The 25,890-nt window shown below is 67.3% G+C and carries 23 protein-coding genes and 3 tRNA genes; 9 read left to right on the top strand and 17 right to left on the bottom strand.

The window, feature by feature from the left end; translation table 11 throughout:
- Window positions 1-16 precede the first annotated feature (16 nt).
- Window positions 17-1,831: a glycoside hydrolase family 13 protein gene (locus ACTAQI_RS19225; protein WP_457948006.1), complete on the top strand. Its 1,815-nt coding sequence runs from the start codon at window positions 17-19 to the stop codon at window positions 1,829-1,831.
- Between the two features lie 65 nt (window positions 1,832-1,896).
- Here ACTAQI_RS19225 and ACTAQI_RS19220 read toward each other — a convergent pair whose 3' ends face one another.
- From ACTAQI_RS19220 to ACTAQI_RS19180, 9 genes are all read right to left on the bottom strand, one after another.
- Window positions 1,897-2,508, bottom strand: a complete 612-nt coding sequence (locus ACTAQI_RS19220; RefSeq protein ID WP_457948005.1) for a hypothetical protein — start codon at window positions 2,506-2,508, stop codon at window positions 1,897-1,899.
- Window positions 2,505-3,143, bottom strand: coding sequence for a hypothetical protein (locus tag ACTAQI_RS19215; protein WP_457948004.1), 639 nt, complete (start codon window positions 3,141-3,143; stop codon window positions 2,505-2,507). The genes ACTAQI_RS19220 and ACTAQI_RS19215 overlap by 4 nt, the downstream gene beginning before the upstream one ends.
- Window positions 3,140-3,520: a hypothetical protein gene (locus tag ACTAQI_RS19210; protein ID WP_457948003.1), complete on the bottom strand. Its 381-nt coding sequence runs from the start codon at window positions 3,518-3,520 to the stop codon at window positions 3,140-3,142. Before ACTAQI_RS19210 ends, ACTAQI_RS19215 begins: the two co-directional genes overlap by 4 nt.
- Window positions 3,517-3,708, bottom strand: coding sequence for a hypothetical protein (locus tag ACTAQI_RS19205; RefSeq protein ID WP_457948002.1), 192 nt, complete (start codon window positions 3,706-3,708; stop codon window positions 3,517-3,519). Before ACTAQI_RS19205 ends, ACTAQI_RS19210 begins: the two co-directional genes overlap by 4 nt.
- Window positions 3,705-4,154, bottom strand: a complete 450-nt coding sequence (locus ACTAQI_RS19200; protein WP_457948001.1) for an Asp23/Gls24 family envelope stress response protein — start codon at window positions 4,152-4,154, stop codon at window positions 3,705-3,707. Before ACTAQI_RS19200 ends, ACTAQI_RS19205 begins: the two co-directional genes overlap by 4 nt.
- 223 nt (window positions 4,155-4,377) lie before the next feature.
- On the bottom strand, window positions 4,378-5,967 hold the full coding sequence (locus tag ACTAQI_RS19195) for a glycoside hydrolase family 68 protein (protein ID WP_457948000.1): 1,590 nt from the start codon (window positions 5,965-5,967) through the stop codon (window positions 4,378-4,380).
- 538 nt (window positions 5,968-6,505) lie between these two features.
- A tRNA-Phe gene (locus tag ACTAQI_RS19190) sits at window positions 6,506-6,581 on the bottom strand.
- A 48-nt stretch (window positions 6,582-6,629) separates the two neighbouring features.
- A tRNA-Asp gene (locus ACTAQI_RS19185) sits at window positions 6,630-6,703 on the bottom strand.
- 90 nt (window positions 6,704-6,793) lie between these two features.
- A tRNA-Glu gene (locus tag ACTAQI_RS19180) sits at window positions 6,794-6,866 on the bottom strand.
- 164 nt (window positions 6,867-7,030) lie between these two features.
- Between ACTAQI_RS19180 and ACTAQI_RS19175 the strand changes: the two genes are divergently transcribed.
- Window positions 7,031-8,047, top strand: a complete 1,017-nt coding sequence (locus tag ACTAQI_RS19175) for a PHP domain-containing protein (RefSeq protein WP_457947999.1) — start codon at window positions 7,031-7,033, stop codon at window positions 8,045-8,047.
- Between the two features lie 43 nt (window positions 8,048-8,090).
- Here ACTAQI_RS19175 and ACTAQI_RS19170 read toward each other — a convergent pair whose 3' ends face one another.
- Window positions 8,091-8,774: a DsbA family protein gene (locus ACTAQI_RS19170; RefSeq protein WP_457947998.1), complete on the bottom strand. Its 684-nt coding sequence runs from the start codon at window positions 8,772-8,774 to the stop codon at window positions 8,091-8,093.
- Between the two features lie 78 nt (window positions 8,775-8,852).
- Here ACTAQI_RS19170 and ACTAQI_RS19165 point away from each other — a divergent pair, with 78 nt between their 5' ends.
- From ACTAQI_RS19165 to ACTAQI_RS19150, 4 genes are all read left to right on the top strand, one after another.
- A complete protein-coding gene (locus ACTAQI_RS19165; protein WP_457947997.1) occupies window positions 8,853-9,833 on the top strand; it encodes a DMT family transporter in 981 nt (326 codons plus the stop codon).
- A 9-nt stretch (window positions 9,834-9,842) separates the two neighbouring features.
- Window positions 9,843-10,271 (top strand): metallopeptidase family protein, encoded by a 429-nt coding sequence (locus tag ACTAQI_RS19160; protein ID WP_457947996.1) that lies wholly within the window; start codon window positions 9,843-9,845, stop codon window positions 10,269-10,271.
- A 10-nt stretch (window positions 10,272-10,281) separates the two neighbouring features.
- Window positions 10,282-11,202, top strand: coding sequence for a cation diffusion facilitator family transporter (locus tag ACTAQI_RS19155; RefSeq protein ID WP_457947995.1), 921 nt, complete (start codon window positions 10,282-10,284; stop codon window positions 11,200-11,202).
- A gap of 184 nt (window positions 11,203-11,386) precedes the next feature.
- Window positions 11,387-12,916, top strand: a complete 1,530-nt coding sequence (locus ACTAQI_RS19150) for a C40 family peptidase (RefSeq protein ID WP_457947994.1) — start codon at window positions 11,387-11,389, stop codon at window positions 12,914-12,916.
- A 44-nt stretch (window positions 12,917-12,960) separates the two neighbouring features.
- Here the strand turns inward: ACTAQI_RS19150 and ACTAQI_RS19145 are convergent, their stop codons facing one another.
- From ACTAQI_RS19145 to ACTAQI_RS19125, 5 genes are read right to left on the bottom strand one after another with little or no spacing between them, the layout of a single operon-like run.
- On the bottom strand, window positions 12,961-13,845 hold the full coding sequence (locus tag ACTAQI_RS19145) for an ABC transporter permease (RefSeq protein ID WP_457947993.1): 885 nt from the start codon (window positions 13,843-13,845) through the stop codon (window positions 12,961-12,963).
- Window positions 13,835-14,866: an ABC transporter ATP-binding protein gene (locus ACTAQI_RS19140; protein ID WP_457947992.1), complete on the bottom strand. Its 1,032-nt coding sequence runs from the start codon at window positions 14,864-14,866 to the stop codon at window positions 13,835-13,837. The genes ACTAQI_RS19145 and ACTAQI_RS19140 overlap by 11 nt, the downstream gene beginning before the upstream one ends.
- A 45-nt stretch (window positions 14,867-14,911) precedes the next feature.
- The gene (locus ACTAQI_RS19135; protein WP_457947991.1) at window positions 14,912-16,096 is read right to left on the bottom strand and encodes a LolA family protein; all 1,185 of its coding nucleotides are present in this window, start codon (window positions 16,094-16,096) and stop codon (window positions 14,912-14,914) included.
- A 9-nt stretch (window positions 16,097-16,105) separates the two neighbouring features.
- Window positions 16,106-18,943: a PEP/pyruvate-binding domain-containing protein gene (locus ACTAQI_RS19130; protein ID WP_457947990.1), complete on the bottom strand. Its 2,838-nt coding sequence runs from the start codon at window positions 18,941-18,943 to the stop codon at window positions 16,106-16,108.
- 36 nt (window positions 18,944-18,979) lie between these two features.
- On the bottom strand, window positions 18,980-20,020 hold the full coding sequence (locus tag ACTAQI_RS19125) for a universal stress protein (RefSeq protein ID WP_457947989.1): 1,041 nt from the start codon (window positions 20,018-20,020) through the stop codon (window positions 18,980-18,982).
- 425 nt (window positions 20,021-20,445) lie between these two features.
- Between ACTAQI_RS19125 and ACTAQI_RS19120 the strand changes: the two genes are divergently transcribed.
- Complete coding sequence (locus tag ACTAQI_RS19120) at window positions 20,446-21,084, top strand: NAD(P)-binding protein (RefSeq protein ID WP_457951111.1); 639 nt, start codon at window positions 20,446-20,448, stop codon at window positions 21,082-21,084.
- 54 nt (window positions 21,085-21,138) lie between these two features.
- Here ACTAQI_RS19120 and ACTAQI_RS19115 read toward each other — a convergent pair whose 3' ends face one another.
- On the bottom strand, window positions 21,139-21,774 hold the full coding sequence (locus ACTAQI_RS19115) for a copper resistance CopC family protein (RefSeq protein WP_457947988.1): 636 nt from the start codon (window positions 21,772-21,774) through the stop codon (window positions 21,139-21,141).
- Between the two features lie 111 nt (window positions 21,775-21,885).
- Between ACTAQI_RS19115 and ACTAQI_RS19110 the strand changes: the two genes are divergently transcribed.
- Window positions 21,886-23,325 (top strand): NCS2 family permease, encoded by a 1,440-nt coding sequence (locus tag ACTAQI_RS19110; RefSeq protein WP_457947987.1) that lies wholly within the window; start codon window positions 21,886-21,888, stop codon window positions 23,323-23,325.
- A gap of 82 nt (window positions 23,326-23,407) precedes the next feature.
- On the opposite strand, the gene ACTAQI_RS19105 is transcribed toward ACTAQI_RS19110, so the two are convergent.
- The gene (locus ACTAQI_RS19105; RefSeq protein WP_457947986.1) at window positions 23,408-24,712 is read right to left on the bottom strand and encodes a cation:proton antiporter; all 1,305 of its coding nucleotides are present in this window, start codon (window positions 24,710-24,712) and stop codon (window positions 23,408-23,410) included.
- Window positions 24,713-24,909: 197 nt separating this feature from the next.
- On the opposite strand from ACTAQI_RS19105, the gene hutG reads away from it, so the two are divergent.
- Complete coding sequence (hutG, locus tag ACTAQI_RS19100) at window positions 24,910-25,890, top strand: formimidoylglutamase (RefSeq protein WP_457947985.1); 981 nt, start codon at window positions 24,910-24,912, stop codon at window positions 25,888-25,890.

Raw genomic sequence — 25,890 nt, 5'->3', positions numbered from 1 at the left:
ATCAGAGGGGAACCAAATGCCCGATCCATCCGTTCCCGTGCCGCGTCCAACCCCCTCTGCATGGTGGGCTGACGCCGTGGTCTACCAGATCTACCCCCGGTCCTTTGCTGACGGCAACGGTGACGGGATGGGCGATCTGCACGGCGTCACCGGCCGGCTTCCCTACCTTGAGCGGCTTGGAGTGGACGCCATCTGGCTGTCACCGTTCTATAAGTCGCCGCAGGCCGACGGCGGCTATGACGTGGCGGACTACCGCCAGGTGGACCCCCTCTTCGGTTCCCTGGCGGACTTCGATGCAATGTTGCAGGAAGCTCACCGCCGCGGCCTGAAGGTCATCGTGGACCTGGTGCCCAACCACACCTCGGACGAACACGTGTGGTTCCGGGAGGCGCTGGCGGCAGGCCCGGGAAGCCCGGAACGGGACCGCTACATGTTCAGGGAAGGCAAGGACGAGGTGCCGGGCTCCGGCGACGGACGGCGGGCTCCCAACAACTGGAAATCCGTGTTCGGCGGCCCGGCCTGGAGCCGCGTGACCGAGGCCGACGGGTCGCCCGGCCAGTGGTACCTGCACCTGTTCGACACCAAGCAGCCGGACCTGAACTGGGACAACCCGGAAGTCCAGGAGGAAATGCGTTCTGTGTTGCGCTTCTGGCTGGACCGCGGCGCGGACGGCTTCCGGGTGGATGTTGCCCACGGCCTGGTGAAGGAGGCAGGACTTCCGGACTGGGAGGGCGTGGCTGCGATGGTGGAAGGAACTTCAGTTCCGCGCCGGGAGAGCCACCTGCCGGGCGATGCTCCGCACGCCCACACCGATGCCGAGGAACCGCACCGGGCAGTGTCCCCCATGTATCCGCCGTCGCCCTTCTTCGACCAGGACGGGGTTCACGCCATCTACCGTGACTGGAACCGGCTCCTGGCCGAATATGGCGGGGACCGGATGATGGTGGCTGAGGCCTGGGTGGAACCGGCCGAGCGTTTGGCCCGCTATGTCCGGCCGGATGAAATGCAGCAGGCCTTCAACTTTGATTTCCTGCTGGCGGGGTGGGATGCCGAACGCATGGCTGACGCCATCGACGCATCCCTGGCAGCGGCAGCATCAGTGCGGGCTCCGTGTACCTGGGTGCTCAGCAACCACGACACCGTTCGGCATGCCACCCGCTTTGGGCTCAAAGATCCAACCACGTTCCCCAAGGGCATTGGCTCCGGCGACGAACAGCCAGACGCGGCACTGGGCCTTGCGCGCGCCCGTGCCGCCACGCTGGTTGCGCTGGCGCTCCCTGGCTCCGCCTACCTCTACCAGGGCGAGGAACTGGGCCTTCCGGAACACACCACACTTCCTGACTCAGCCAGGCAGGACCCTACATTTTTCCGGACCCATGGTGCCGAAATCGGCCGTGACGGCTGCCGGGTCCCGCTGCCATGGGCGGCGGACCAGCCCGGGTTCGGGTTCTCCGGAGCACTGGCCGCCCAGGCAACCGGCCCATGGCTCCCCCAGCCGGAAAGCTTCGGCCCCTTGGCCGCGGACCAGCAGGACGGTGATGAGGGCTCCACCCTTGAGCTTTACCGGGCCGCGCTGGCCCTCAGGTCGGCACAGCAACTGGGCAGCGGCAGCGTGGAATGGACTGACGAACACGCGCCGGACAGCGGACTGCTGGCCTTCCGGAACGGAGATGTGGTGGTCCTGGCCAACATGGGCTTCGCCTCCGCCCCCGTGCCGGACGGCTATGCCGTGGTGCTGTCCAGCGGTCCCGAACCAGCCGATGAGTGGACCAGCATGCGGGAGGTTCCCGTGGACAGCACGGTGTACCTTATGCGCGGCCTGACACCGTAGCAGCGGCCGTCGCCCTGACAGCGGCCAGTAACGGCAGGGCCCGGGATGCCGGCGCGGAAGGCAGGTCAGCGGACGCGCTCGGCCCGGCCAAAGCGCGTCCGCGCCCCGGCCCCAATGTGGATGAGGACGGGAATCTCCTTGCCCACAACGGATACCAGGGCATCCAGAAGTCCGGAAACCTCAGCTGCGAGCAGGTGCGGAGCCACCCCTTGGCGCGGCAGGAGCCGGACCTTCAGCGCCGGCGATCCTTTGACGTCATAGGTGGTGACCGCGGCACCGGCGAGGTCCGGCCGTCCCTCGAGGGCCTGCCGGAGCGCCTGCTCTGCTACCCCGCCGCCGATCCGGACGTCACCGGGGATTTCGCCGGGATCATATTCGGCGGCCAGCAGGTTTGACCGGCCCTTGCCCTGCTGGGCAATCCAGGCAACCATGAGCCCCATCAGGGCCAGCAGCGCCAGAGCCACCACGATCCACAACCAGCTTTCCGGCCGGCCAGGGAACCGCGTGGAGTCGAACACCTGGTTGATGCCGCCCCAGGCCCAGGCGGACCAGGAATGCCACCAGGAGCCCACTGGAGGAACGGTTGCCAGCAGCACCAACAGGATCCCGGCCCCGAGCAGGATCAGGCCCAGCACCGTGAGCAGGATGCGGTTGAGCAGCGCCGGAGTGCTGTTCATGCTCCGATCACCCCTGACGGTGTCACATTGACGCGGGGAGCAGGCGCCGGCTCCAGCAGCATCTGGTCCAGCTCATCCCGCACGGCCTCCAGGACCCTGTCCGGGTCCACGGGCACCCCGGAGGTGGGACGGACAGTCACCAGCACCTGCCGCTGGGAGACGACCACCATGACTTGATCGGGCGTGACGTTAGCGGCCAACCGCGCGCGGCGTGCGAGCGAGGAGGCGATCACCTCGTCATCCACCACCACAGCCGGCAGCCCCTCTCCGGGTGCGCCGGCCAGCAGATGGCGCGCACGCTTTCCCGGGAGGATCCCGTTAAGGAGGAAGACCAGTCCCAGCATGGCCAGCACGGCGCCGATCGCCGCCAGCAGCAGCGAGGGGATGCCGGCGGGAAGGTCCACGATCCGCTGGGCAGCAACCTGCGGCTCAATCAGCCACGCCGGCTGCCCCACGGCGTGCACCCCCGATTCGAGGACGCCGTAGCCGGCCAGCACCAGGACCAGGGTGGCGGCCGCAACCGACACCACGGCCCGCGGGGAATGGGTCTCGCGGTACACCACCCTGCGCATGTCCGGGCCGTTGCTTCTCCTGGATCCGCTGTTGGCCTGGCGGCTTTCCACGCTGCTGCTCACCGCACCCGCCCTCCTGTACTGATCCTTGCCCCGCTAACACGGATGTCCACCCGGCTCAACTGCGAACCGCTCAGTTCCGAGACCCTTGCCAGGATGCTTTCCTTGGCCCGCACGGTGCGGTCCCAGATGGATCCGCCGGCGGTGTCGACTCTTGCAGGATCGAGGACCACGGACTGTAAAGGCGGAATGCTGATAGGAGCGACGAGAGACAAAGCCAGCAGGCCGTCGTCGTCCGCCCAGTCCGCCCGAACGTCCTGGGCGTCGACGCCCAGCGCCTGCGCAGCAGCTGCCTTGGCGAGGCTGGTCAAGGCCTGGGTGCTGATCCGGTTATGGCCGCTGAGCGCCTGCCCACGCACAACGGGCGCGGGTGAGCTCATGAGGAAGAGCGCCGGCCGGTGATGGCATCGAAAACGCCGCGCAGGTCCAGTTTCCCTTCGGCGGCACGGCCCAGGAGAGCTCCGATGGCCATGAAAAGAAGTGCGATGAGGAAGCCCCAAAGGCCGAACTGCAGTGACATGAAGGCCACGAAGGCGCCCATGGCCGTGCCTGCCACGGTGAGGTTCACAGCAGCGCCTCCCGTTCGGGAGCAACCGGCGCGGTTGTCTTGACCGGTGGCGGCACGTAGACGTCCGTGATCTCGACGTTTACCTCGATAACCTGCAGCCCCACCAGTTCCTCAACCGCGTGGTAAACGGCAGCGCGGACATCGTTGGCCAGCGCATGCAGGGGTGTTCCGTAGCTGGCCACCAGGGTGATGTCCACGGCTACCTGTGTTTCGCCCACTTCTGCGTGGACGCCGGCGGCATGGTCGGAACTTCCCACGGCGTCGCGGATGGCGCCCAGGGCGCGCGACGGGCCCGACCCCAAAGAGTAGACGCCGGGAACCGACCGCGCGGCGATTCCCGCCACCTTCGCCACGGCGGTCTCGGAGATTACTGTCCGGCCCGGACCGGGAGCCGGGCTTGCGGCAGGACGGCTTGGCACCACGGGTTGTGGGTTCTGGTATTCCATCAGGCACTCCCCCTTCTGTTGGTTCCACCCTATCCCCAGCCTGCGACACATGCGCTGGAAACTCTGCGGGCCGCCCGCAAAGAAAGAGGGGTTCGGGCCAGGTTAAAAGGAATCAGGCGGGAAGCCCCGAAGGACTCCCCGCCTGGATCACGTGCCCTCGAAGCCGCAGCGGCACTGCGGCCTACGTGCAGCGGTTTACGTGCAGCGCCCGACGTGCAGCGGCCTACTTGTAGAGGCCCTCGCCGCCAACCCTTACATTGGTGGGCAGGTAGCCGAACGGGCCCAGGCCGTTCCGGCCAAAGTTCCTGTCCACCTGGGAGACGCCGTTGCGGAAGTTGATCTTTACCGTCGGCGACAGGGAGCCGCCACGGACTCCATTGACGTTGTCGATAAAGGACTGAACCAGCCCGCCGGGCTGCACGTAGTGCGAATACGCCTGGAACTGCCGGCCGTTCTGGTTCGGCGTGGGCGCCTCCGGGGACTCGGACGGAAGATTCAGGTCCGTGGGCGAACCCAGGGCCAGGCCGCTGTTGTTCATTGGCTGGTAGTCCGAACGGATGCCGTCGCCCACGAAGCCGTAGACGCCGTCGGGACCGCGCATGCCGGCCGCGTAGGTGAACTGGTGGCTGATGGTGAACAGGTAGTACTTGTTCTTGCCATTTTCATTCTGGATGAAGATCTGCGGGCGCTCCGTCTGGTCATTCACGCAGTTCCCGGAAAGGATGGGCGGGAGGAAGGACCACTTGGTCAGGTCCTTGTTGTCCGCCACCGCCAGCCCCACGTTAGCTGTTTGGTAGTAGGCGCCGCTGTTTTGGACGTCTGCGACGCTCTCTGCGTGGGGATCGCCCGGCCGGTAGCCCATGTCCTCGCCCTTGCACTGGTAGTCACCGCGGTTTCCGGCGGTGTTGCCTTCGAACACCATGTATGTCTTCCCGGGGTGTGCCGGGTCCACGAAAGTGTAGGGGTCGCGGAACGCAAAGCCGGCGTTCTGTGCCTTGTTCTGGTACATCTTTCCGTCCGGTTCGAGCAGCTTGGTGTGCTGGAACCCGTCGAACGTGACGCCGTTCTGGTCGGCGTGGATGTTTCCCAGCGCCTTGGCGATGACCGCGTCCGGGGCGATGCCGCCGCCGCCGGCGTTCCGCTCGGCCACATCGTAGAAGGTGGTGGCCGTGTAGAAGACGTTGACGTGGTTGCCCTGCATCAGGCGGGTGGAACCGGACCACTCGGTGTTGCCGATGGAGGTGTTGTCCAGGAACAGATGCCCGCCGTAGTTCCACTTGTCCTTGGCCGGATCCGCGTTGGTCTTGCGGAAGAAGTAGCCAATGCGGGCGTTCCAGTGGCGCTGGTCGAAGCCGTATCCGGCATGCCGGTCAGCCACCAGGGAGAAGATGACGTCCCAGCCCTTGTAGCTGATCTGGTTGGCATTCTCATCCGTCAGGGACCAGGTGTCCCAGACCCAGACGTCGTCGTTCATGGCGGGGAAGTCCTGGGGGATCTCCGGCATGGTGACGTCCGGGCTCATGGAGTTCGCGCCCGGGGAAACCGTGGAGTCGCTCTGCGCCATGATCTGCTTGGCGTCTGCGCGGGTCCACTTGGACGTGAAGTCCGACGCCGGGTCGAACGCCTGCTGCGTGTGTTGCGTGGGCAGGGGGAAGCCTGGCGCGGGGGCCGGCATCTGCTGGACGGCAGGCGGGTCGGAGGGCTCGTTGGCCTGCGCCGCGGGGACGGCCAGGAAGGCCGAGGCGGCCAGGGCTGCAGCCAGCGCTGCGGCGCCAGTGCGCCACCGCAGCCGGTGTTGGGGGTGCTTGTGCATTTCTTGCTCTTCTCGCGGAGTTGTAACTGTTCGTGGAAGACGGGCGTGTGCCCATGACCCCGAAACCAACCGCGGCCCGGCAACACCTCAGGCGTCATAGGGGACGCCGTTGTGTTGTGGGGAACAGGCCTGGGTAGGACCTGATTGGCCGATGGAAAGCATGCTGTCCGCCGGCCGCGCTCCACCGTAGACGGGGTTGCAGGGGCAGTTCAAACCCTGTTGCGGAAGCCCAAACCAGTTACCGACCGGTAGGATGCAAGCGCTTACGCAAGCCAAGGCGCGCGCGTGCCACATCGCTTCGGCAGCGGTCAAATATTTCATCCACGGCCCGCAGGTTTCCTCATCGGAAGCCGGGTTGTTGCCGTGGTCACAGCTGCCGCCCCGGCGCACAGCGGGAACGGGGTGTGAGCCCTGGTCAACAACCCATCGATTGCTCCATAGGTGTCGTTTAGGACCTCGAAAACGACACGTATGGAGCAATCGATGAAGGGGGTTAAACGAAGAAAAGCACCAGTTCCGAAGAACTGATGCTTCCCAGTGGTGGCTCCGACCGGCGTCGATCCGGTGACCTTTCGATTTTCAGTCGAACGCTCTACCAACTGAGCTACAGAGCCTAGGTGACTAGTCACCATGACAGCCGGAATTTCTTCCAACAATCAGAGCGACCCTGACGGGACTTGAACCCGCGACCTCCGCCGTGACAGGGCGGCGCGCTAACCAACTGCGCTACAGGGCCTTGCGTTTCTTGCTTTGCAGTATCTCTACCGCTTTTTTCAAGGCTTCCAGCCTACCAGACTTTTTCAGCCTGCTTGACCAGTTCCTTGCGTACCCCCAACGGGATTCGAACCCGTGCCGCCGCCGTGAAAGGGCGGTGTCCTAGGCCGCTAGACGATGGGGGCCAGAACCCGTTCGGAACAAAATAAAAGGCGTCAAGCGGGGCTTTCCGTCTTTGTCCTTTGCGTTTCTCCGAACTGGACTCTAAAACTATAGGGCCTCTGCAGGAATTATCCAAAATCGGCGAAAAACCCCGCCGTCTGGCCGCTGGACAGGCAAAGATGGACGGATGGATGCCGTCGCAGCGCTCAATGAGATTGCTTTCTGGCTGGAGCGCGGACGCGCTGCCACCTTCAAGGTCCAGGCCTTCCGCAAAGCGGCGGCCGCCATCAGCCCACTCGGCCCTGAGGAGGTGGCCAACCGGGCCCGGACGGGGCGGCTGAAGTCGATGAAGGGCATCGGCGACCGGACCTATACGGTGATCCGGCAGGCGGTGGACGGCCAGGTCCCCGATTACCTGGCGGACCTCCGGGAGAAGGGCGCCCAACCGCTCGCCTCCGGCGGCGCGGAAATCGGCGGGGCTTTGCGGGGTGACCTGCACAGCCACAGCGAGTGGTCCGACGGCGGCTCCCCCATTGAGCTGATGGTGGCGGCCGCTGAGGTGCTGGGCAGGGAGTACCTGGCCCTGACCGACCACTCCCCCAACCTCACCATCGCCAACGGGCTGTCCGCCGCGCGTCTGCGGGACCAGCTGGACGTGGTGGAAGACATCAACAGCAATGGCGGAGGCACCCGGCTCCTAACCGGCATCGAAGTGGACATCCTGGAATCCGGCGGGCTGGACCAGGAACCGGAGTTGCTTGACCGGCTGGACATCGTGGTGGCCAGCGTGCACTCGAAGCTTCGCGCGGACCGAAAAACCATGACCGCCAGGATGCTCGGCGGCATCCGGGCTCCGCAGACCAATGTCCTTGGCCACTGCACCGGGCGGCTGGTTGAAGGATCGCGCGGGACCCGGCCGCCATCGGAATTCGACGCCAAGGAAGTGTTCGCGGCGTGCGCGGAGCACGACGTCGCCGTAGAGATCAATTCCCGCCCGGAGCGGCAGGACCCGCCCGATGCCCTGATCCAGCTGGCACTGGAGGCGGGCTGCCTGTTCTCGATCGACAGCGACGCCCACGCACCCGGGCAACTGGATTTCCTTCAGTACGGCGCCGAACGGGCAGCCCGCAACAACGTGCCGTCCGAGCGGATCATCACCACCTGGCCCGTGGACAAGTTGCTTGCCTGGGCGGGCAAAAAGTAGGACGCCCTCCGGCCCAGAGCGGCGCGGGCCGGATGCAGCGCTGCTACTTGACGGCGTCTGACAGCTTCTGGCGGAAATCCGCCTTGGTGGACAGCGTCAGCTTCTCGCCGTTGAGGAAGAAGGTGGGCGTGCCGCTGACCCCAAGGGCATTGCCATCGGCAATGTCGGCCAGGATGCGCTCCTCGGTTTTCTGGTCCGCGACGGCGGCATCGAACTCTGCCACGTTCAGCCCCAACTGCTCCGCGTAGGTGCGGAACAGGGGCGCCTGGGACTGCTGGCTGCCGGCCCACTGGGATTGGTTTTCAAACAGTTTGGCCGCCATCTGCTGGTACTGCCCCTGCTGCGCCGCCGCTTCCGCCGCCAGCGCAGCCTGGCCGGAGTTGGGGTGTGCCGACAACGGAAAGTACCTGTTGACGAAGGTGACCCTGTCACCGAATTCCGCCTTGAGCTCCTCCACGAAGGGATGTACAGCCCCGCAGGAGGGGCACTCGAAGTCAAGGAATTCCACCAGCTGGGCCTTCTCCTCGCCAGGTGCAGTCAGCCGGTGGCTGTCAGCCCGGACCAGTTGTTCCGCGCCGGCGGCTGGAGGTGCCGCCTGCGGGGGTTTGGTGGCGGTGAAGATGGCGTACCAGGCAAGGCCGCCCACCACGATGACGGCCAGTGCGATCCAGATGATTTTCCTGACAAGGCGTGGGGTATCACGGGCGGGAGCCTGGGGAGAGAGCATAATCCGCATCCTAGCCGAGGGCACCGACGCGACCGTTTTCCGCCAGCCCGGGGTCCCTTGCCGCCGTACATTTGTCTCATGCCTTCGACCAGTCCCGCGCGCGAACCACTGACTCCCCCGGCTGCGGCAGGTGCTCCCGTGAAGGCTCTGGGCGTGGTGGCCATGGTGGTTACCGTGGTGCTGTGGGCCTCCGCCTTCGTAGGCATCCGGGCCATCGGCCCGCACTTCTCCCCCGGCTCCCTGACGCTTGGCAGGTTGGCGGTTGCCGCCGTCGTCCTGGCCTTCCTGGTGGTGCCGCAGTTGTTGAGGAGCCGGGTACTGCCCAAGGGGCGGGAATGGCTGCCCATCATTGCCTATGGCGTGATGTGGTTCGGCGGGTACAACGTGGCCCTTAACGCCGCCGAGCACATCCTGGACGCGGGCACCAGCGCCCTGCTGATCAACGTCAACCCCATCCTGGTGGCCATCATGGCGGGTATTTTCCTCAAGGAGGGCTTCCCGCGCTGGCTGCTCATCGGCAGCACCGTGGCGTTTGCGGGCGTCGCATTGATCGCCCTGGGATCGGGACAGCCGCGCTCGCCGGGGGAAAGTTCGACGGCGGACCTGGCAGGCGTGGCGCTTTGCCTCCTTGCGGCGGTGCTCGCCGCAGTCAGCGTCATCATCCAGAAGCCGGTGGTGCGGAAGTTCCCGGCGGCACAGGCAACCTGGTTCGGCATCGTGGTGGGGGCGCTGTGCTGCCTGCCGTTCGCCGGGCAACTGGCGTCCGAAGTGCAGGCCGCCCCTCCGCAGGCCACCTGGGCGCTGGCGTACCTGGGCGTGTTTCCCACGGCCATCGCCTTCACTACCTGGGCTTACGCACTGTCGTTGGTGGACGCCGGGAAGCTGGCCGCCACCACCTACCTGGTCCCCGGGACCACGGTCCTCATCTCCTGGCTGCTGCTAGGCGAGATCCCCACAGCCTGGGGACTGGTGGGCGGGCTGGTGTGCCTTGCGGGAGTGGGACTGACGCGGCGCAGGACGCGGGCACCACGCAGCCGGCAGGTACGGCTTCGGCGTTAGAGTCGGGGTATGCCAGCCAGCCTCCCGCCGGGACTGCCCATCATTCCGGACGGCCCGCACGAGCCTTCCGGGTTCACCATGTCCCCTGACGAGTTCGAAGTGGCTGTCCAGGATGCCCTGGACAGCATCCCGGACCGCCTGGCCCGTGCCATGGACAACGTGGCGGTTTTCATCGATGACGATTACGTGCCGGGGCCGGGGGAAGACCCCGGAACGGTTCTGCTGGGGCTGTACGAAGGGGTCCCGCTGACGGAACGCGACTCATGGTGGGACGCCGGTTCCCTCCCCGACCGGATCACGATCTTCCGCGAACCCATCCTGGAGATCTGCGCCTCCCGGGAGGACGTGATCCACGAGGTGGCCGTCACCGTGGTCCACGAAATCGCCCACCATTTCGGCATCTCCGATGACCGGCTGCATGAGCTGGGCTGGGGCTAGCCTTGTAGGCATGGGACACGACCACAGCCACAGCCACTGGATCACTGCCACCGGGCGGCACCGGAACCGCCTTGTGGCCGTCCTGGGGGTCACGCTCGGGGTGGTGGTCATCCAGATCATCGGAGCCGCACTGTCCGGCTCGCTCTCCCTGCTCGCAGACGCGGGACATATGGTATCCGACGCGGCCGGTGTCACGATTGCCCTGCTGGCCGCCTGGATCGCCGGCCGCCCTGCGAGCGACCAGCGGACCTACGGCTACCAGCGCGCCGAGGTGCTCGCGGCCCTGGCCAATGCGCTGATCCTGATCGTGATTTCCGTGGTGATCTTCACCGAAGCGATCCGCAGGTTCGGCGCACCGCCGGAAGTGCAGACGGACATCATGCTGTTCGCCGCCGTTCTCGGCGCCGTGGCCAACCTGGTGTCGCTGCTGATCCTGCGTACGGCCCAGGAGGAGAGCCTGAACCTCCGCGGCGCCTACCTGGAAGTCCTGGGCGACCTCCTGGGCTCGGTTGCCGTCATCATTGCCGCCGTGGTCATCATGCTCACCGGCTTCCAGGCAGCAGACACCATCGCCTCTGTCCTGATCGCGCTGATGATCCTGCCGCGCGCCTGGAGCCTACTGCGCGATGTGGTGGATGTCCTGCTGGAGGCCAGCCCCAAGGGAGTGCAGGTGCAGATGATCCGCGAGCACATCCTTTCGGTAGACGGTGTGACAGACGTCCATGACATCCACATCTGGACCATCACGTCCGGTGTCCCCGTCTTCTCGGCCCACGTTGTGGTGGAGGACGGCGTGCTCAACGCACGTGGCGCCGACCAGTTGCTGGACAAGCTCATCACCTGCCTGGGCTCGCATTTTGATACCAACCACTGCACCTTCCAACTGGAGCCCGCCAGCCACTCCGAGCATGAGGAACATCAACACGCCTGAGCCCGACACGCCCCCGCGGATTCCATCGCAAATGACACTATTGTGGTTTATGTTATTGATGTGACTGCTGTTGCTAATGTGCAAAACGTCACGTAGCCTCGGACTGCTGGCGAGCAGCTGAGGGGCACAGTCGTGCCGCATCCAGAACCTCACTCCCAGCCTTACCGTTGCGAGGTCTCTGCAGATGGCATTACCCGGATCCGGCCGCAGGACAGCCGTGCTGTGCGCCGCCGTCGTACTTTTTGCATCAGTGGCGACCCCAGCACTCGCAGTACCCGCGCCTTCCGCTCCGCTGACCGTTCCGGCGACGCCGGAGATTCCATCGCCGGAGGACATCGCCGCCGCGAAAGCGAGTGAGGCCGCGACGGCGGACCAGGTCAGCGCGATTGAGCGCATCCTGGCGGACGCGTCGACGGCCCAGCAGGCGGCGTTCGCTGTGGCCATGCAGGCCAACAACTCCTACAGCGAGGCGCTGGTGGAGCTGCAGCAGAGGACAGAAGCGGCATCGGTTGCCGCCGCCAAGGCATCCTCCGCCCGGGAGCAGCAGGACAAAACCCGGAAACAGGTGGGGCAGCTCGCCGGGGACCTGTACCGCAACGGCGGACTGAATCCCACCCTTGGAAGCCTGGCCAGCGGCGGCGACAGCCTGCAGCAGGCCGCCACGCTTGAGGCCCTCTCTGCCAGCCGCAGCCGGGCCTTTGAGGCTGCGGACGCCGCGGCCACCGCCTACCGCTCCCTGACGGCAGCCGCCGACGATGCCACAAAGGCTGCTGATGAGGCAGCGAAGACTGCCGAGCAACGGAAGTCCCAGGCGGAGCAGGCCAACGCCGCGCAGGCCAAGGCCGTGGCGGACGCGAAGGCACAGCGGACCGTACTGGTGGACCAGCTGGCGCAGCTCCGAAACACTACCGTGGCGCTCGAATCGGCCAGGGTGGATGCCCTTGACCGGCAGCGCGAAGAGGCACGTCTGGCTGCCCTGTCCGCCGCCGCCGACAAGGCAGCCCAGGATAAGGCGGCGCAGGACAAGGCCGCGCAGAACCAGCCTGCACAAAACGGATCAGCACAGGGTCAGTCCGCCGGGCAGAACAGGCGCGGGCAGGATGCAGCCCCTGCGGCTCCCGCTCCTGCAGTGCCCGCGCCGGCTGCACCTGCCGCGCCGGCGCCCGTTGCGCCCGCCCCGGCCCCAGCGCCGGCGCCGGTTGCCCCTGCACCGGCGCCCGCTGATCCTGCCCCTGCGCCCGCACCAGCCCCAGCACCGGCTCCTGCGCCCGCACCAGCCCCAGCACCTGCACCAGCACCTGCACCAGCCCCGGCCCCTGCACCTGCACCTCCCACCGGCTCAGGCGGCTACGAGGCAGCCATCTCCGTCGCTTTGGGCAAGGTGGGGGCACCGTACTTCTACCAGTGGGGCGGTACCGGGGTGTACGGTTTCGACTGCTCGGGCCTGGTGCAGAACGCCTTCGCCGCAGCGGGTACATACCTTCCCCGCACCGCTTCCCAGCAGTATGCCGCCGCCCCCGTCCACGTTCCCATTTCGCAGGCCCGCCGCGGCGACCTGCTGGTCTGGGGTTCGGCTCCAAACTTCTACCATGTGGCCATCTACCTGGGTAACGGCCAGGTAGTACAGGCGCTCAACCCGCGGGAAGGCATTACCGTTTCCACTATCAGCTCAATGGTGGGCATGGACCTTTACCCGTACGCGGCCCGCTACTGATCAGGAGCCTGGGCGGCGGGAACTGAAGGCTCCCGCCGCCGTCGTCAGCTCAGGATGTCCTTGGTGACGAAGCGGCCGTAGGCGAGCGCCCCGAACACTGCCACGTAGCCGGCCTGAAGCAGGGCGTTGCTGGCGAAGGAATCCCATACCAGGGGCTGGCGCAGCATGTCGCCGAATCCCAGCCAGTAATGGCTGAAGAGCCACGGGTGCAGCCACTCCAGCTGCGGAAGCTGGTCCGCGACCTGCGACACCACCGAGACCACCACGGTTGCGGCCATCGCCCCCACGGGAACCACGGTCAGCGTGGACAGGAACAGGCCGATTGCCGAGAGCCCGGCCAGCGATACGGCCAGGTAGGCGGCGATCAGCACGATCCGCAGGGCAGCTTCAGCGGGCTGGACCACCCCTCCGGAAAGCAGCGTCACTGGGCCCACCGGGAAAAGCGCCGCTCCAATGGCCGCCCCCGCCAGGCCAACGGTCAACGGAGCGGCAATGCAGAAGGCCAGCGCGCCCGCGTACTTGACCAGGAGGAGCCGCACCCGCCCGGCCGGCGCCACCAGGAGATACCGGAGGGTTCCCAGGTTCGCCTCCCCGGCGATCGTGTCCCCCGCCACCACACCCACCGCCAGCGGCATGAACAGCGGGACGGAGACCAGCATGGCGGTGAAGGCCACAAACAACCCGTTCTGCGTGATCCGGTCAAGGAAGGCAGGACCCCGCCCCGGCGGGACGGCGGAGGAAACCTTCACCGCGACGGCGATGAGTACCGGGATGGCGGCGAGCGCCAGGAGCAGCGCCCAGGTCCGCCGGCGTCCGAACAGCACCTTGAGCTCGGACCCCAAGAGGGACAGCCCGGAACTGCGCGGCGCTGCGGCGGGGCGGCCAGTTTTGGCGGCTTCCGGTATGTCCGCGGGAACGCTACTGGGCAACGTCGAATCCTTCCCCGGTGAGGGCAACGAAGCGGTCTTCGAGACTTTCACGCTCGACGGCGAAGCCCCGGACGCGGACGCCGGCCTGGACCAGGTGCGCCACGACGTCCTCGGGAAGCACCACGGGCTGCCCGGCGCCGGGTTCCAGCGCCGCCACGATGATCTCCCCGCCCGGCCGTGCGGGCTCGGGTTCCGGCACCCCCGGCTGGCCGGGAAGGCCGGGACGTTCAGGCTGCGCAGCTCCAGGGTCCACCGGCCCGGGCGCCAGCCCCAGCCGTGACAGGACCTGCCGGGCCCTTCCGCCGTCGGGCGTTACCAGCCGGAGGCGCGTGCTTCCGGCCTGCCGCAGTTCCGCCAGGGGCCCCTGGGCCACAAGCTTTCCGGCGCTCATGACGGCCGCGTGGGTGCACATCTGGTCCACCTCGGCCAGCAGGTGGCTGGAGACAAAGACCGTGGTGCCCTGGTGCGCCAAAGACCGCACCAGGTTGCGGACTTCACGGGTGCCCTGCGGATCCAGCCCGTTGGTGGGTTCGTCCAGTACCAGCAGGTCCCGTGGCGAGAGCAGTGCATTGGCTATGCCCAACCGCTGCTTCATTCCCAGGGAGTAAGCATGCACCCGTTTCCCTGCGGCGTGTTCCAGGCCCACGCGCTCCAGAGCCTGCTGCACACGCGCCCTGCGCGTGGCCGGAACGGTGTGCGGGCTGGCGGAGTCGAGCCGGTGGAGGTTGGCGGCACCGGAGAGAAAGGGGTAGAAGGCCGGGCCTTCCACCAGGGCACCTACGCGCGGCAGGACCTGGTGGAGTTTGTCCGGCATCTCCTGGCCCAGCAGCTTTACCGTCCCCGCGGACGCGGCTGCCAGTCCCAGCAGCATGCGGATGGTGGTGGTCTTGCCGGACCCGTTGGGCCCCAGGAAACCGAAGACCGTCCCGTGCGGGACGGCCAGGTCCACGTGGTCGACGGCGGCCTGCCGGCCAAAGTGCTTGCTGAGGCCGCGGGTCTCAATGGCCAGGCCGGCAGTCACCGGGCCGGCTCCGGCCCGGCCGTCACTCCCCCGTCCGTCCAATGCTTACCGGGCCGTTGCTGCTGCGGCCTGGAGCCTCTCCGGCGGCACCATTCCCGCGAAGATCCGGCCGTCGTCGGTGATCAGGACGTTGAGCAGGGCCGTGGAAAGCAGCCGGCCCCCTGGGACGGCGACGGCAGCCTGGGACAGCAACGGGTCCTGCAGCATTGATTCAGCCGCCGCAGCGGATCCACGCGCCGTGCCCACCACTGTCTCCCAGCCCGCACCGGTCACAGCGACGTTTCCCTTGGCATCGGCGTGCCGGGCGGCCGGGTCATGGGCACCAGCGGGCCCATGTGACTTGTCCGGAACCGGAAGTTCCTTGACTGTTCCGCCCGGCGGCGGGGTGAAGGTGAAAACTGAGGGATCCGGCGCGGCCAGGGAAAGGCTGGTGAACCCGGAAGCGAAGGCAGGCCTATCGGCTCCGCGCGCGGTCACCTGGACGGACAACGGCATGCCGTTCTCGCCGTCGACGGCGATAGCCACCTTGCCCACCAACGTTGCGTCCGTGCGGGGTTCGATCAGCAGGTTGTAGGCGGCGCGGCCTGCGACGGATACGTCCGGGCCCACGGAAACGGCGGTGCTGGGGTCGACCTTGGACAGGAACTGCTGGGCCAGCTCAGCGGGAGTGTGCATGCCGGGCGTACCCTGCATTTCGTTCGGAACTGCAGGGTCCTTCGCGTGTGCCGGGTCCTGGGCGTGGGCCGGCAGGGTCAGGTGCGCTGCCGTGTTGTCCTTTGAGGAGTAGAACCAGACGTCGCTGCCGTGGCGGACCACGTCCCGTTCGGCCAATTGGTCCATCACCTGCACCCGGGCATTGTCCTTGCCATCCACGTAGATGCGCGCGGTGTGCGTGCCTGAGAGCAGCTCAATAACCGAAGCTACGCTGCCGGGGGACGCAGGCCCGGACGGTTTCCCGGTGGCCGGAAGCTCCGGAAGTCCCAGTTCCGCGGACTGTTCCACCGTCCCCGAGAACGTATTCATCTGGTGGCTCGCCGCCAATTCCAGGACCTGGGCCGGCGTTTTGGCCGGCAGCGGGTTGCTGGCCCCCGCCGGCAGGGACCCGATCAGGGCACCGGAGGCGATGGCCACCGGAGCCGCGACAGCGGGCAGCCACCGCAGCCACGCCCTGCGGCCTGTTGCGCTGTTTCGTTGGAACCGTCCGCTGGAATCCAGCCTGTTGGAGCCCATAGGTAAAGACTACGCCCGTGGAGGTAGGTCCGTGCCCCTGGGGACCTTTCCGTTCAGCGGCGTACCGGGGCGTTCCGGCACTACGGTTCCTGCGCCGCCGTCGACCGTTATCTTTTGGCCCGTGCTGATCAAGCCGGTAGCGTCCGCCACTCCAACAACGGCGGGAATACCGTACTCCCTGGCCACAACGGCGCCATGGGAGTTTGCGCCGCCCATCTCCATCACCAGCCCTCCTGCCGTCAGGAACAGCGGAGTCCAGCCGGGGTCCGTGGACGGGGCCACCAGGATCTCACCCGGCTCCAGGCGGGCTCCGACGGGATCCAGGATGACACGCGCAGCAGCGGTCACCATTCCGGCCGAGGCAGGACTGCCGGCCAGGGTTCCGTTTCCGGAAATTCCGACGGCGGTCCGCACCGCTTCGGGTTCGGTGCCATCCGATAAAAGCACCCTGGGGATGTGCCGGCGCCTGAGCTCCAGGGCGTAATCCTGGCGCCGGGCCGCAACGAGTTCCCGAAGGTCCTGGACAGCGGCTCCGTTGCCCCCATCTTTTCCGGTCAATGCCTGGCGCACCTCGGCGAAGTCCAGGAAGAACACGTCGTCCTGCCGTTCGATGGCGCCCGCCTGCGCCAGTTCGGTGCCCACCAGGAGCAGCTGCCGTCGGACCTCCCCGAGGCCAACAACCAGCTGGTACTTTGGCAGCTCCCGCAGGCCGGCGAACAGCCGTGCCCGCTGGAGGGCGGCACGCACCAGTCTTCCCCGGATCCTGCCGCGGGCGGCGGCGCGGGCAACGAGCCGGTCAACCTGCGCTTCCGCGTCCTCGGCGGCCTTGCTGAACTGGGCGTCAGGCGCCAGGGCGGGGTCGTCCAGCCGGAGGTAGTTGGCCAGGATGCCCAGGATGTGTGCCGGTTCCTCCGACCATCGCGGCAGGCCGACGTCGATTTCGCCCACTGCCCGTTGGCCGTACCGGTCCAGGAACCTGGCCAGGCCGGCATGCAGGCGGGCGGGCAGCTGCCCGGCCTGGAAAGCGGCCGCCAGCGAGGCGGGATCCTGTGTCATGAGTGCGGTGCGTGATTCAGCGTCCTCCTGGATTGCTTTTGCGAGGTGCCACAACTCCAGGTCCATTTCCGTGGTGATGTTGTTGGGCAGGCCGCGGATCACCGGCTGCAGCTCGTCCCATGCATTTCCGCCCAGCAGCTTTCCGGCAAGGCCCAGCATCGCGAACCCCAGGGCGGGAAGGGGAAGGATGGCCGGAACAATCGGGAACAGGCGTGACCCCACCAGCCGCTCGGCATGGTCAAGGCGGGCCAGGGCGCCGGCGCCGTCGTCGGGGGTCAACGACGCCTCGAATTCCCTGGTGAAACGGTCCAGCCGGCGGAGGGCAGCCCCGGGCCTGACCAGTGCACGGAGGAAGGTGGCGGGAACCTCTGCACGGATTGCCGCGGGCCCCACGTGGCGCAGCAGCCCGAAAGGCGTCCTCGTGGTCACAGAAAAGGCGGGGTCTGCGAACAGTTGCCGCATGACGGTTGCCGTCCGCGCCTCCATGATGTCGAACACCCTGGGAACCAGGCGTCGGCCCACGGTGCTGCGGATGGGAGTGGTGAAGTCGATGTAGATCCGCTGCCCCGCTTCGGCGTACGGGGACGGCCCGCCCAGGGGATCAGGAACGGGGAAGCCGGCAGCGGTGGCCACGGACGAGGCTATGAGTCGGACAGCGGCGAGCCCCATGGGCGTGAGCGGCCGGGTAAGTCCCTGGGCCAGGCTGAAGCAGAGGTATGCCCTGGTGCCGCCAGCGCCGGACCTGCCCTGCGGGACCCTGCCGGCAGCGCCGTTGCTCTTCGGAACCGGGTAGAGCGTGGTGATGGGCCTGGACTGCGTGAGCCACAGGGCACCTGCGCCGTCGATGGCCCATTCAGTGTCCTGCGGGGCACCGAAATGCTCCTCAGCCTGCAGCCCCAGCCGCATCAGGCCAGCCACCTGGCTGTCCGTAAGGCAGGCAGCGCCCGGGGCGTCCCGCAACTCCCGGATCTGCGTCCCACCACCCGCAAGCGGCCGTATCTCCACGCCCTTATCGCCTGGTTTCCATTCCAGTACCCTGCCGCTCAGTGCGTCCACCACGAAGTGGTCCGGATTGACGGCGCCGGAGACGACAGCCTCGCCGAGGCCGGGGCTGGCGTCGATCACCACCTGCCGCCGGCTGCCGGTGAGGGGATTCGCCGTGAACATCACGCCTGCGGCCTCTGCGTCAACCATCCGCTGGACCACCACTGCGAGCGCCACGGCTGCGGGGTCAATCCCAAGGCTCGCCCGGTAGGCGGTTGCCCGGTCGGTCCACAGCGACGCCCAGCACCGCCGGACGGCGTCAAGCACCGCGGGTACTCCGATGACATTGAGGTAGGTGTCCTGCTGGCCGGCGAAGCTCGCGAAGGGCAGGTCCTCAGCGGTGGCCGAAGACCTGACTGCCACCGGAACGTCGGTACCCAGCGCTGTATAGGCCTGTTCCACCGCCTGGGCAACGGCGGCCGGCAGCGGAGCCGCCAGGATTGCAGCCCGCGCCGTTCCGGCCAGGCCCGCCACGTCCACCCGTTCCCCATCGGCGGCCCGTGCCGTACCCGACAGGCCGGCGTAAACCCCGGCCAGCGCGGGGAGCAGAGCATCCGGGGCGCCGATTGCCTGCCGATACGCGGCAGTGGTGAGGCAGAAACCCGCCGGGACCGGCAGCCCGGCGGACAGCAGCTCCCCCAGGTTGGCCGCCTTGCCGCCCACCAGCGCCAGCATCCCGCCGTGGAGGTGCCCCAGGTGGAGCACCAGCCCGTCAGGCTCATCGCCGGGTGTCCTGCGCTGATTCATCTCCCCGGTCCCTCGCTGGCTGCCGAACAGTGCGGGTTAGGCGGCGTCACCCAAAATCGGGCCGAACCGTCCACGGTCGGCCAGGCGCTGGTCCTCCCGGTCCGGGACCACCATGACGGGGCCCTTGGCGTGGTGGAGCACGCCGTCTGACGTTGAGCCCAGGAGCATCCCGGTGAAGCCCCCGCGGCCGCGGGTGCCCACTACCACCAGTTCCACGTGCCGGCTTTCCTCAACGAGCACGTCCACCGGCGAGCCGTCCTTGAGCTCGTAGTCGGCCTGCAGCCTTGGGTAATGGCTGCGGAGCCATGCCATGCCGGCCTCCAGGGTGACCCGGATGTCATCGAACAGGGCCTTCCGGTCCATGGGGGCGGGGACCCAGGCAAGGGAACCGCTGTACTGGGGCACGGCACAGACCACCCGGAGGGAGGCGCCAAGGCGTTGGGCCTGGTCGGCTGCCTCAAGGACGGCAACGCGGGCCTGCTCGGAGCCGTCCACGCCAACCACCACCACGTTTTCCACCGGCCGGTGCCCGGATTTTGCCTGCTCCGCCTTGACGCGGCGGTCCTCCGTGGACTCGCCAAGCCGGTCAGAGCAGAACAACGGGACCGTGACCGTGGGGCACTTTGCGTGGGCGGGCAGGGCACTGCTGACGGATCCCAGGAGCCGCCCCACGAAGCCGCCGCGGCCGCGGGTGCCCACCACCAGGAGTTCGGCGGTTTCGGAGATGTCCAGGAGCACTCCTGCTGCGTCGCCGTTCTCCACGGCGGAACTGACGTCGATGTCGTACGCGGCAACCTTCTCCATGGCCTGCCTGGCAATGGCCTCGGCACCTTCGCGGATCACGGAATCGTCCACCGTGGCGTAGCCTCCGTCCAGGCCCGAAGCGGCGAAGATCGGTACGGAATAGGCGGTGACGATATGAAGGGGACGACGGCGGCGCTGGGCTTCCCGCGCGGCCCACACCAGGGCGCACTGCCCGTGGTCCGAACCGTCCACGCCCACCACGATGCCTTGGGGAGTGGCAGACGCACCGCCACCGTCCCGGGCCGGGTCCGGATGCAACTCTCGTGAGCCCATGGGGGCCGCCTCCTCGCGATACGCCTGATGTTGCGGCTATTCTGCCAGAAAACGGGCCGCTCCCTGCGCACCCGGGCCACCAGCGGCACCGGCAGGAAAAGGACCGCTCCCGATCCCCACTATTCTCCGTCCCCCACGGCTTAGCAAGCCTGCTCAGGGGCGCATCGACGAGGTTATCCACAGGCTTTCAACCGGTTTCGGGAAAGCGCCTTCACAGGAACGAATTGTTTTCTTCACTGGGCTATCCACGGCCGCATTTGTTCTGTAGTCTTCAGGACATTGTTGGTCCGGGACCCCGGCTGCTGCTTCCTGTCTGGACGGTCCCGGCCACGCACTGCGGCCGTACTTGGGGGTAACGGAACGCGGGCCGGCGAGGATGCCGGCGCCTGCCGAAACTTCGAAGGAGGGAAACTGTAGTGTCAACCATGCCTGGAGACGCCGGGACCGAACAGACCACCACCGTCATCATTGGCACGGGCCTGTCCGGGTTGGCCGTGGCCGCTGAACTGCGCCGCCATGGGGTGGACTCCATCGTGGTGGACGGGCTGGACATCCTTGGCGCCAACCAACCCGCAAACACGACGTCACTGCAGCGCTGCGATGCAGCGGACAGCGCCACCCTCCGGGAGCGCAATGAGATCCTGCGCCACCTCCGCAATTACGCGGCAAGCCACAGCGTCGACGTCCGGAACACCACGCGGGCGGTGCAGCTGACCATGCTCGAAGGGCCCGATCAAAACGCCGCCCCGCAGTGGCAGGTGCACACCCCCACCGGCATCCTGGTAGCCGACCATATTGTCCTGACCCGGTGCGCCCACAGCCAGCTGCGCCGCATGCTCAACGACTTCGGCATCGCCGTCGGCCGGAACGTGGCAGCGGCAATGCGTGCCATCGGCATCTACCTGGTGGGAGTGGGCGAACTGATTACGCCGTCACCCAAGGAAGTACTGCGCCAGGCCAAGACCGTGGGCCAGGCGATCTCCGCCAAAGTCAATCCGGACAACACCAGTCCATCCGGCGGCGCCTTCCCGGCAACGGCAAGCTTTGCGGTGCTGACCTGCTGACGCCCACCAGCTGCCCGCGGCCAGGCCGGATTCCTCCGGCCGGGGCGGGTGGGGCTACTCCGCGTCGTTGTCTCCGGCGTCCCCGTCACCCGTGAGCCGGCGCCGGGCCAGGACGCCCAGGGCCACCAGCAGCCCCACGGCGACCACAGCAAAGATCACGATGCTCCACTGGAAGGGCTCACCCGCTTTGGCAGGCTCTGACGGCTCTTCCGTCACCCCCGGCTGTGCGGTCCCCATCCCCGGGACGGCACCGGCCGTCGTCGGACTTCCCGCTGTGGATGTTCCGGACGGGACAGCACCGGCGGCGGCTGCGGCCACCGTGAAAGTGAAGGTGCCCTCGATGGGATGCGAATCGGAGCTGACCACGCGCCACGCCACTGTGTACGCCCCCGCCGGGCCACCGGACCGGAGCTTCTGGGTGGCCACGTTGTCAACGATCTGGACAGACCCGTCAGCCCATTCGGTACCGCCGGCATCCTTGACCGAGAAGGACGAGCCGATGCCCAGCGGCTTGTTGCTGAACGTCACGGAGACCTCTGCCGGCGGGGAAGCGAGCGCAGCCCCCTGGGCCGGGCTGGTGGATTCCGCAGCGTCATGGGCGGCGGCCGGGCCCGCCAGGCCCAGCGCAGCGGCTGCAAAAATAACGGAACCGAGCACAAGGCTCAGCAACTGGCGGCGGACTTGGCGCATATTTGGGCTGCTCCTTGTGTTGGGTTCCTTACAGACTAGGCGAATTTGGCCGCCCACTCCCTGCCGCTCCCTTAGGATGCAGGTATCCCCACACACTTCCCCGGAGGACTAATGCTTAAGCAAGGCTCTGCCCTGGACCGGTATTTCAGGGTTACGGAGCGCGGCTCCAACCTCTCCCGCGAGATCCGCGGCGGGTTCGCCACGTTCTTCGCCATGAGCTACATCGTGGTGCTGAACCCACTGATCCTGTCAGGTCCGGACTCCAGCGGCACCACGCTGGGCTTCACCGCGGTGGCCGCCGTGACAGCGCTGGTGGCAGGCATCCTCACCATCCTCATGGGGGCATGGGGACGGCACCCCTTCGCCCTGGCCACCGGCCTGGGCGTCAACGCCTTCGTGGCCGTCACCGTGGCCACCAACCCGGGCCTGACCTGGCCGGACATGATGGGCCTGGTGGTCCTCTCCGGCGTCACCATGCTGATCCTGGTCCTCACCGGCTTCCGCACCGCCGTCTTCAAGGCCGTGCCGGACGGGCTCAAGACGGCCATCGTGGTGGGCATCGGCCTGTTCATCGCCCTGATTGGCCTGGTCAACGCCGGGTTCGTGCGCCGCATCCCCGACGTTGCAGGCACCACAGTGCCCGTCGGCCTTGGTTTCGAAGGCAAGCTGCTGGGCTGGCCCACTGCCGTTTTCGTCTTCGGCCTGATCCTGACCATCGCCCTGGTGGTGCGAAAGGTCAAGGGTGCCATCCTGATCGGCATCATCACCTCTACCGTGCTGTCCGTCATCCTCGAAATGACGCTGCACATCGGCCCCAGCTTCGACGGCAAGAACTTCAACCCGCAGGGCTGGTCCCTGGTGGCCCCCGCGTTCTCCGGCTGGGCCGCCCCGGACCTCTCCCTGATCGGCAAGGCCAACCCCTTCGGCGCCTTCGAGCACCTCGGCTTCGTTGCCGCCACGCTGCTGGCCTTCGTCATCCTCCTCAGCATCTTCTTCGACGCCATGGGCACCATGGTGGGCCTTGCCAACGAGGCCGGCACGGTGGATGAAGACGGCAACATTCCCGACGTCGACCGCGTGCTCCAGGTGGACGCACTCGGCGCCATCATCGGCGGCGGCGCGTCCGTCTCCTCCAACCAGATCTACGTCGAAGCCGGCGCCGGCATCGGCGAAGGCGCCCGCACCGGCGTCGCCTCCCTCGTTACCGGCTTCCTGTTCCTGGTGGCCATGTTCTTCACCCCGCTGATCAACCTCGTGCCGTTCGAAGCCGTGGCCCCGGCACTGGTGGTGGTGGGCTTCATGATGGTCTCGCAGGTGGGCAAGATCGACTGGCAGGACTGGGGCATCGCCATCCCCGCGTTCCTCACCTTCACCCTGATGCCCTTCACCTACTCCATCGCCAACGGCCTGGGTGCCGGCTTCATCGCGTACGTCCTGATCCGCACGGTCCAGGGCAGGGTCAAGGACATCCACCCGCTGATGTGGGCCGTGGCCGCGGCGTTCGCGCTGTTCTTCGCCATCGGCCCCATCGAGGCTGCCCTGGGGATGTAACTCCCCTGGACACACCCCGGTACAGACACAGGGCTGGTGCGGCAGATGCCGCACCAGCCCTTTTGTTTACACCGGAGTTTGGTCACACCGGAGTGTTCGGGGCGAGCCCCTCGTCGCCGGATACCGCCAGCGCCTTTTTCTGGCGCAACCGGTCCAGCCGGTTCATCAGGGGCGAGGTGGTGGCACCGTGGATCACGATGGACAGTGCCACCACCAGCCCGATGAAGGACCAGAGCCAGTGGGCCTGGTCCGTGAAGTGGCCTTCGCCCAGCGCAAAGGCCAGGTAGTACAGCGACCCGATTCCGCGGATGCCAAAGAAGGACAGTGCCACCCGTTCCCGGGGTCCTGTCTTGCCGCCCAGCAGCCCCAGCCAGCCCGCCAGCGGGCGGACCACCAGCAGGAAGGCCAGGGCCACCAGGACTTCCGCCGGCCCCACGCCGGCGAGCAGCCCGCGGGCAATGGCACCGCCGAGCAGGACCAGGATCACCACCGTCAGGAGCCGTTCCAACTGCTCCACATAGGAGTGCAGCACCCGGTGGTAGCCGTGGGTTCGCTCAGCGGCACGGATGGTCACGGCGCAGACAAACACCGCAATGAACCCGTAGCCCTCCACCATGTCAGTCAGCCCGTACGCCAGGAATGTCGCCGCCAGGGCCACGAAGCCCTCGGAATGGTTGGACAGCCTGAGGCTGTCGGCACGGGCGGAGAAAAACAGCCTGGCGAGCACCTTGCCGGTGAGGAAGCCCACCAGAAGCCCGACGGCCAGCCGCCACAGCACGTCCAACCCGAACCACTCGCCGAACCATGCGGACGGGTTTGCCCCGGCGACGCTGATGGCAATGGCCAGGTACACGAACGGGAAAGCCAGCCCGTCATTGAGCCCGGCTTCCGAGGTAAGGCCGAACCGGACCTCGTCCTCCTTGTCCGCGTGCTCGTCCTGGTCCGCAGGTTCGCCCACCTGGACCTCGGAGGCCAGGACGGGATCCGTGGGGGCAAGGCTGGAGGCCACCAGCAGGGCTGCGCCCAGCCCCAGGCCCAGGAACCACATGCCCAGCAGGGTCAGTCCCAGGATGCACAGCGGCATGGCGATGCCCAGGAGCCGCCACGTGGTGGACCAGCGTTTGCGTCCCACCGGCCGGTCCAAAGCCAGCCCGGCGCCCATCAGCGAGATGATCACGCAGATTTCCGCCAGGTGCATGACAAAGTTGCTGTGCTCCACCGGATTCGGGTTGGGCAGCGAGGGAATCAGCGCGAAGGCGCCCATCCCTGCCCCCAGGAAGACCATGGGCATGGACAGGGGCATGTCGCGCAGCAGCTTGGGCAGCACCGCGGCGACGAAGACGGCCAGGCCGGCCGCGGCAAAGAGAATATCTGGGGCTTCAAACATGGAGCGGCTCTCCAGCCTTCAAGGGGTGCGTGGGTCCGGCGCGGGTACGCCACGCTTCGACCGGGCGGACTGCTCTCACCATATCCCCTGCACCAGGCATCGGTGCCGTTCCCACCCTGCCGTCCGGTTCTTGGATTCCGGACAGGACCGCGGCGCCGATGCTGGTTTTCGTGCCCGGCTTGCGGTGAGCTTGAGGCATGTCCCTCCAGCTGCCCGCCGTCGACGTCCCGCCCCAGCCCTGGAAAGGAAGGTTCGACGGCGACGGCCCCGGCCATCGCCGCTGGTGGCAGGCTGTGAACGCTTTCGAGAACACCACCGCCGGCGCGGCGGCCGGAGCGAATGCTCCTGGCGTGGCGGGCCGCAAGCCGGCTGCCCTGCTGGGATTTGCCAGCGACGAGGGGGTGCGCCGGAACAAGGGCCGGACCGGAGCGTCCGCCGCACCCGCAGCCCTGCGGAAGGCCCTGGGTCCACTGGCTTTCCACCTGGACCGCCCGGTGGCTGATGCTGGTGACGTGGTGGTCTCCGGGGATGACCTGGAGGCCGGCCAGGAACGGCTTGGCCGGGTGCTGGCAGCCCTGCTCGACGCCGGTCACCAGACTGTGGTGCTGGGCGGCGGGCACGAAACCGCCTATGCCAGCTACCTGGGCGTCAGCGGATCGTCCGCCATTCAAAGCGGGCTGCGCCTTGGCGTCCTGAACCTCGATGCACACTTCGACCTCCGCGACGAGCCGGTGCCCAGTTCGGGAACCCCGTTCCTGCAGATGGCCCGTGCCGAAGCGGACGCCGGACGCGAATTCCGTTACGCCGTCGTCGGCATCTCGGAGCCGAACAACACGCAGGTCCTGTTTGATACCGCCGGGAAGCTGGGCGTCCGGTATCTGCTGGACGAGGACTGCGAAGCGGACCGGGTCCGGGACTTCGTGGCTGCTTTCCTGGCGGACATCGACGTCCTGTACCTGACCATCGACCTGGATGTGCTGCCCGCCGCGGTGGCGCCCGGGGTCAGCGCGCCGGCCGCCTACGGCGTGCCGCTTCCCGTCATTTCCGCGGTGTGCCGGCAGGTGGCCAGGAGCGGGAAGCTGCTGCACCTGGATGTGGCGGAGCTGAATCCGGCGTTCGACATCGACAGCCGGACAGCCAGGACTGCTGCCCGGCTGGTGGAAACGCTGCTGCGCTGA

This window comes from Pseudarthrobacter sp. alpha12b, from assembly GCF_054130495.1.
This window is presented reverse-complemented; position numbering and strand designations above follow the sequence as displayed.

Coding starts and splice junctions, on each gene's coding strand:
- ACTAQI_RS19210 (WP_457948003.1), bottom strand. CDS start 3,520: ATGAGCTCACCCGCGCCCGTTGTGCGTGGGCAGGCGCTCAGCGGCCAT.
- ACTAQI_RS19135 (WP_457947991.1), bottom strand. CDS start 16,096: ATGGGCTCCAACAGGCTGGATTCCAGCGGACGGTTCCAACGAAACAGC.
- ACTAQI_RS19115 (WP_457947988.1), bottom strand. CDS start 21,774: ATGCGCCAAGTCCGCCGCCAGTTGCTGAGCCTTGTGCTCGGTTCCGTT.
- ACTAQI_RS19160 (WP_457947996.1), top strand. CDS start 9,843: ATGCCAGCCAGCCTCCCGCCGGGACTGCCCATCATTCCGGACGGCCCG.
- ACTAQI_RS19105 (WP_457947986.1), bottom strand. CDS start 24,712: ATGTTTGAAGCCCCAGATATTCTCTTTGCCGCGGCCGGCCTGGCCGTC.
- ACTAQI_RS19225 (WP_457948006.1), top strand. CDS start 17: ATGCCCGATCCATCCGTTCCCGTGCCGCGTCCAACCCCCTCTGCATGG.
- ACTAQI_RS19120 (WP_457951111.1), top strand. CDS start 20,446: ATGCCTGGAGACGCCGGGACCGAACAGACCACCACCGTCATCATTGGC.
- ACTAQI_RS19155 (WP_457947995.1), top strand. CDS start 10,282: ATGGGACACGACCACAGCCACAGCCACTGGATCACTGCCACCGGGCGG.
- hutG (WP_457947985.1), top strand. CDS start 24,910: ATGTCCCTCCAGCTGCCCGCCGTCGACGTCCCGCCCCAGCCCTGGAAA.
- ACTAQI_RS19170 (WP_457947998.1), bottom strand. CDS start 8,774: ATGCTCTCTCCCCAGGCTCCCGCCCGTGATACCCCACGCCTTGTCAGG.
- ACTAQI_RS19125 (WP_457947989.1), bottom strand. CDS start 20,020: ATGGGCTCACGAGAGTTGCATCCGGACCCGGCCCGGGACGGTGGCGGT.
- ACTAQI_RS19200 (WP_457948001.1), bottom strand. CDS start 4,154: ATGGAATACCAGAACCCACAACCCGTGGTGCCAAGCCGTCCTGCCGCA.
- ACTAQI_RS19165 (WP_457947997.1), top strand. CDS start 8,853: ATGCCTTCGACCAGTCCCGCGCGCGAACCACTGACTCCCCCGGCTGCG.
- ACTAQI_RS19110 (WP_457947987.1), top strand. CDS start 21,886: ATGCTTAAGCAAGGCTCTGCCCTGGACCGGTATTTCAGGGTTACGGAG.
- ACTAQI_RS19130 (WP_457947990.1), bottom strand. CDS start 18,943: ATGAATCAGCGCAGGACACCCGGCGATGAGCCTGACGGGCTGGTGCTC.
- ACTAQI_RS19220 (WP_457948005.1), bottom strand. CDS start 2,508: ATGAACAGCACTCCGGCGCTGCTCAACCGCATCCTGCTCACGGTGCTG.
- ACTAQI_RS19175 (WP_457947999.1), top strand. CDS start 7,031: ATGGATGCCGTCGCAGCGCTCAATGAGATTGCTTTCTGGCTGGAGCGC.
- ACTAQI_RS19150 (WP_457947994.1), top strand. CDS start 11,387: ATGGCATTACCCGGATCCGGCCGCAGGACAGCCGTGCTGTGCGCCGCC.
- ACTAQI_RS19195 (WP_457948000.1), bottom strand. CDS start 5,967: ATGCACAAGCACCCCCAACACCGGCTGCGGTGGCGCACTGGCGCCGCA.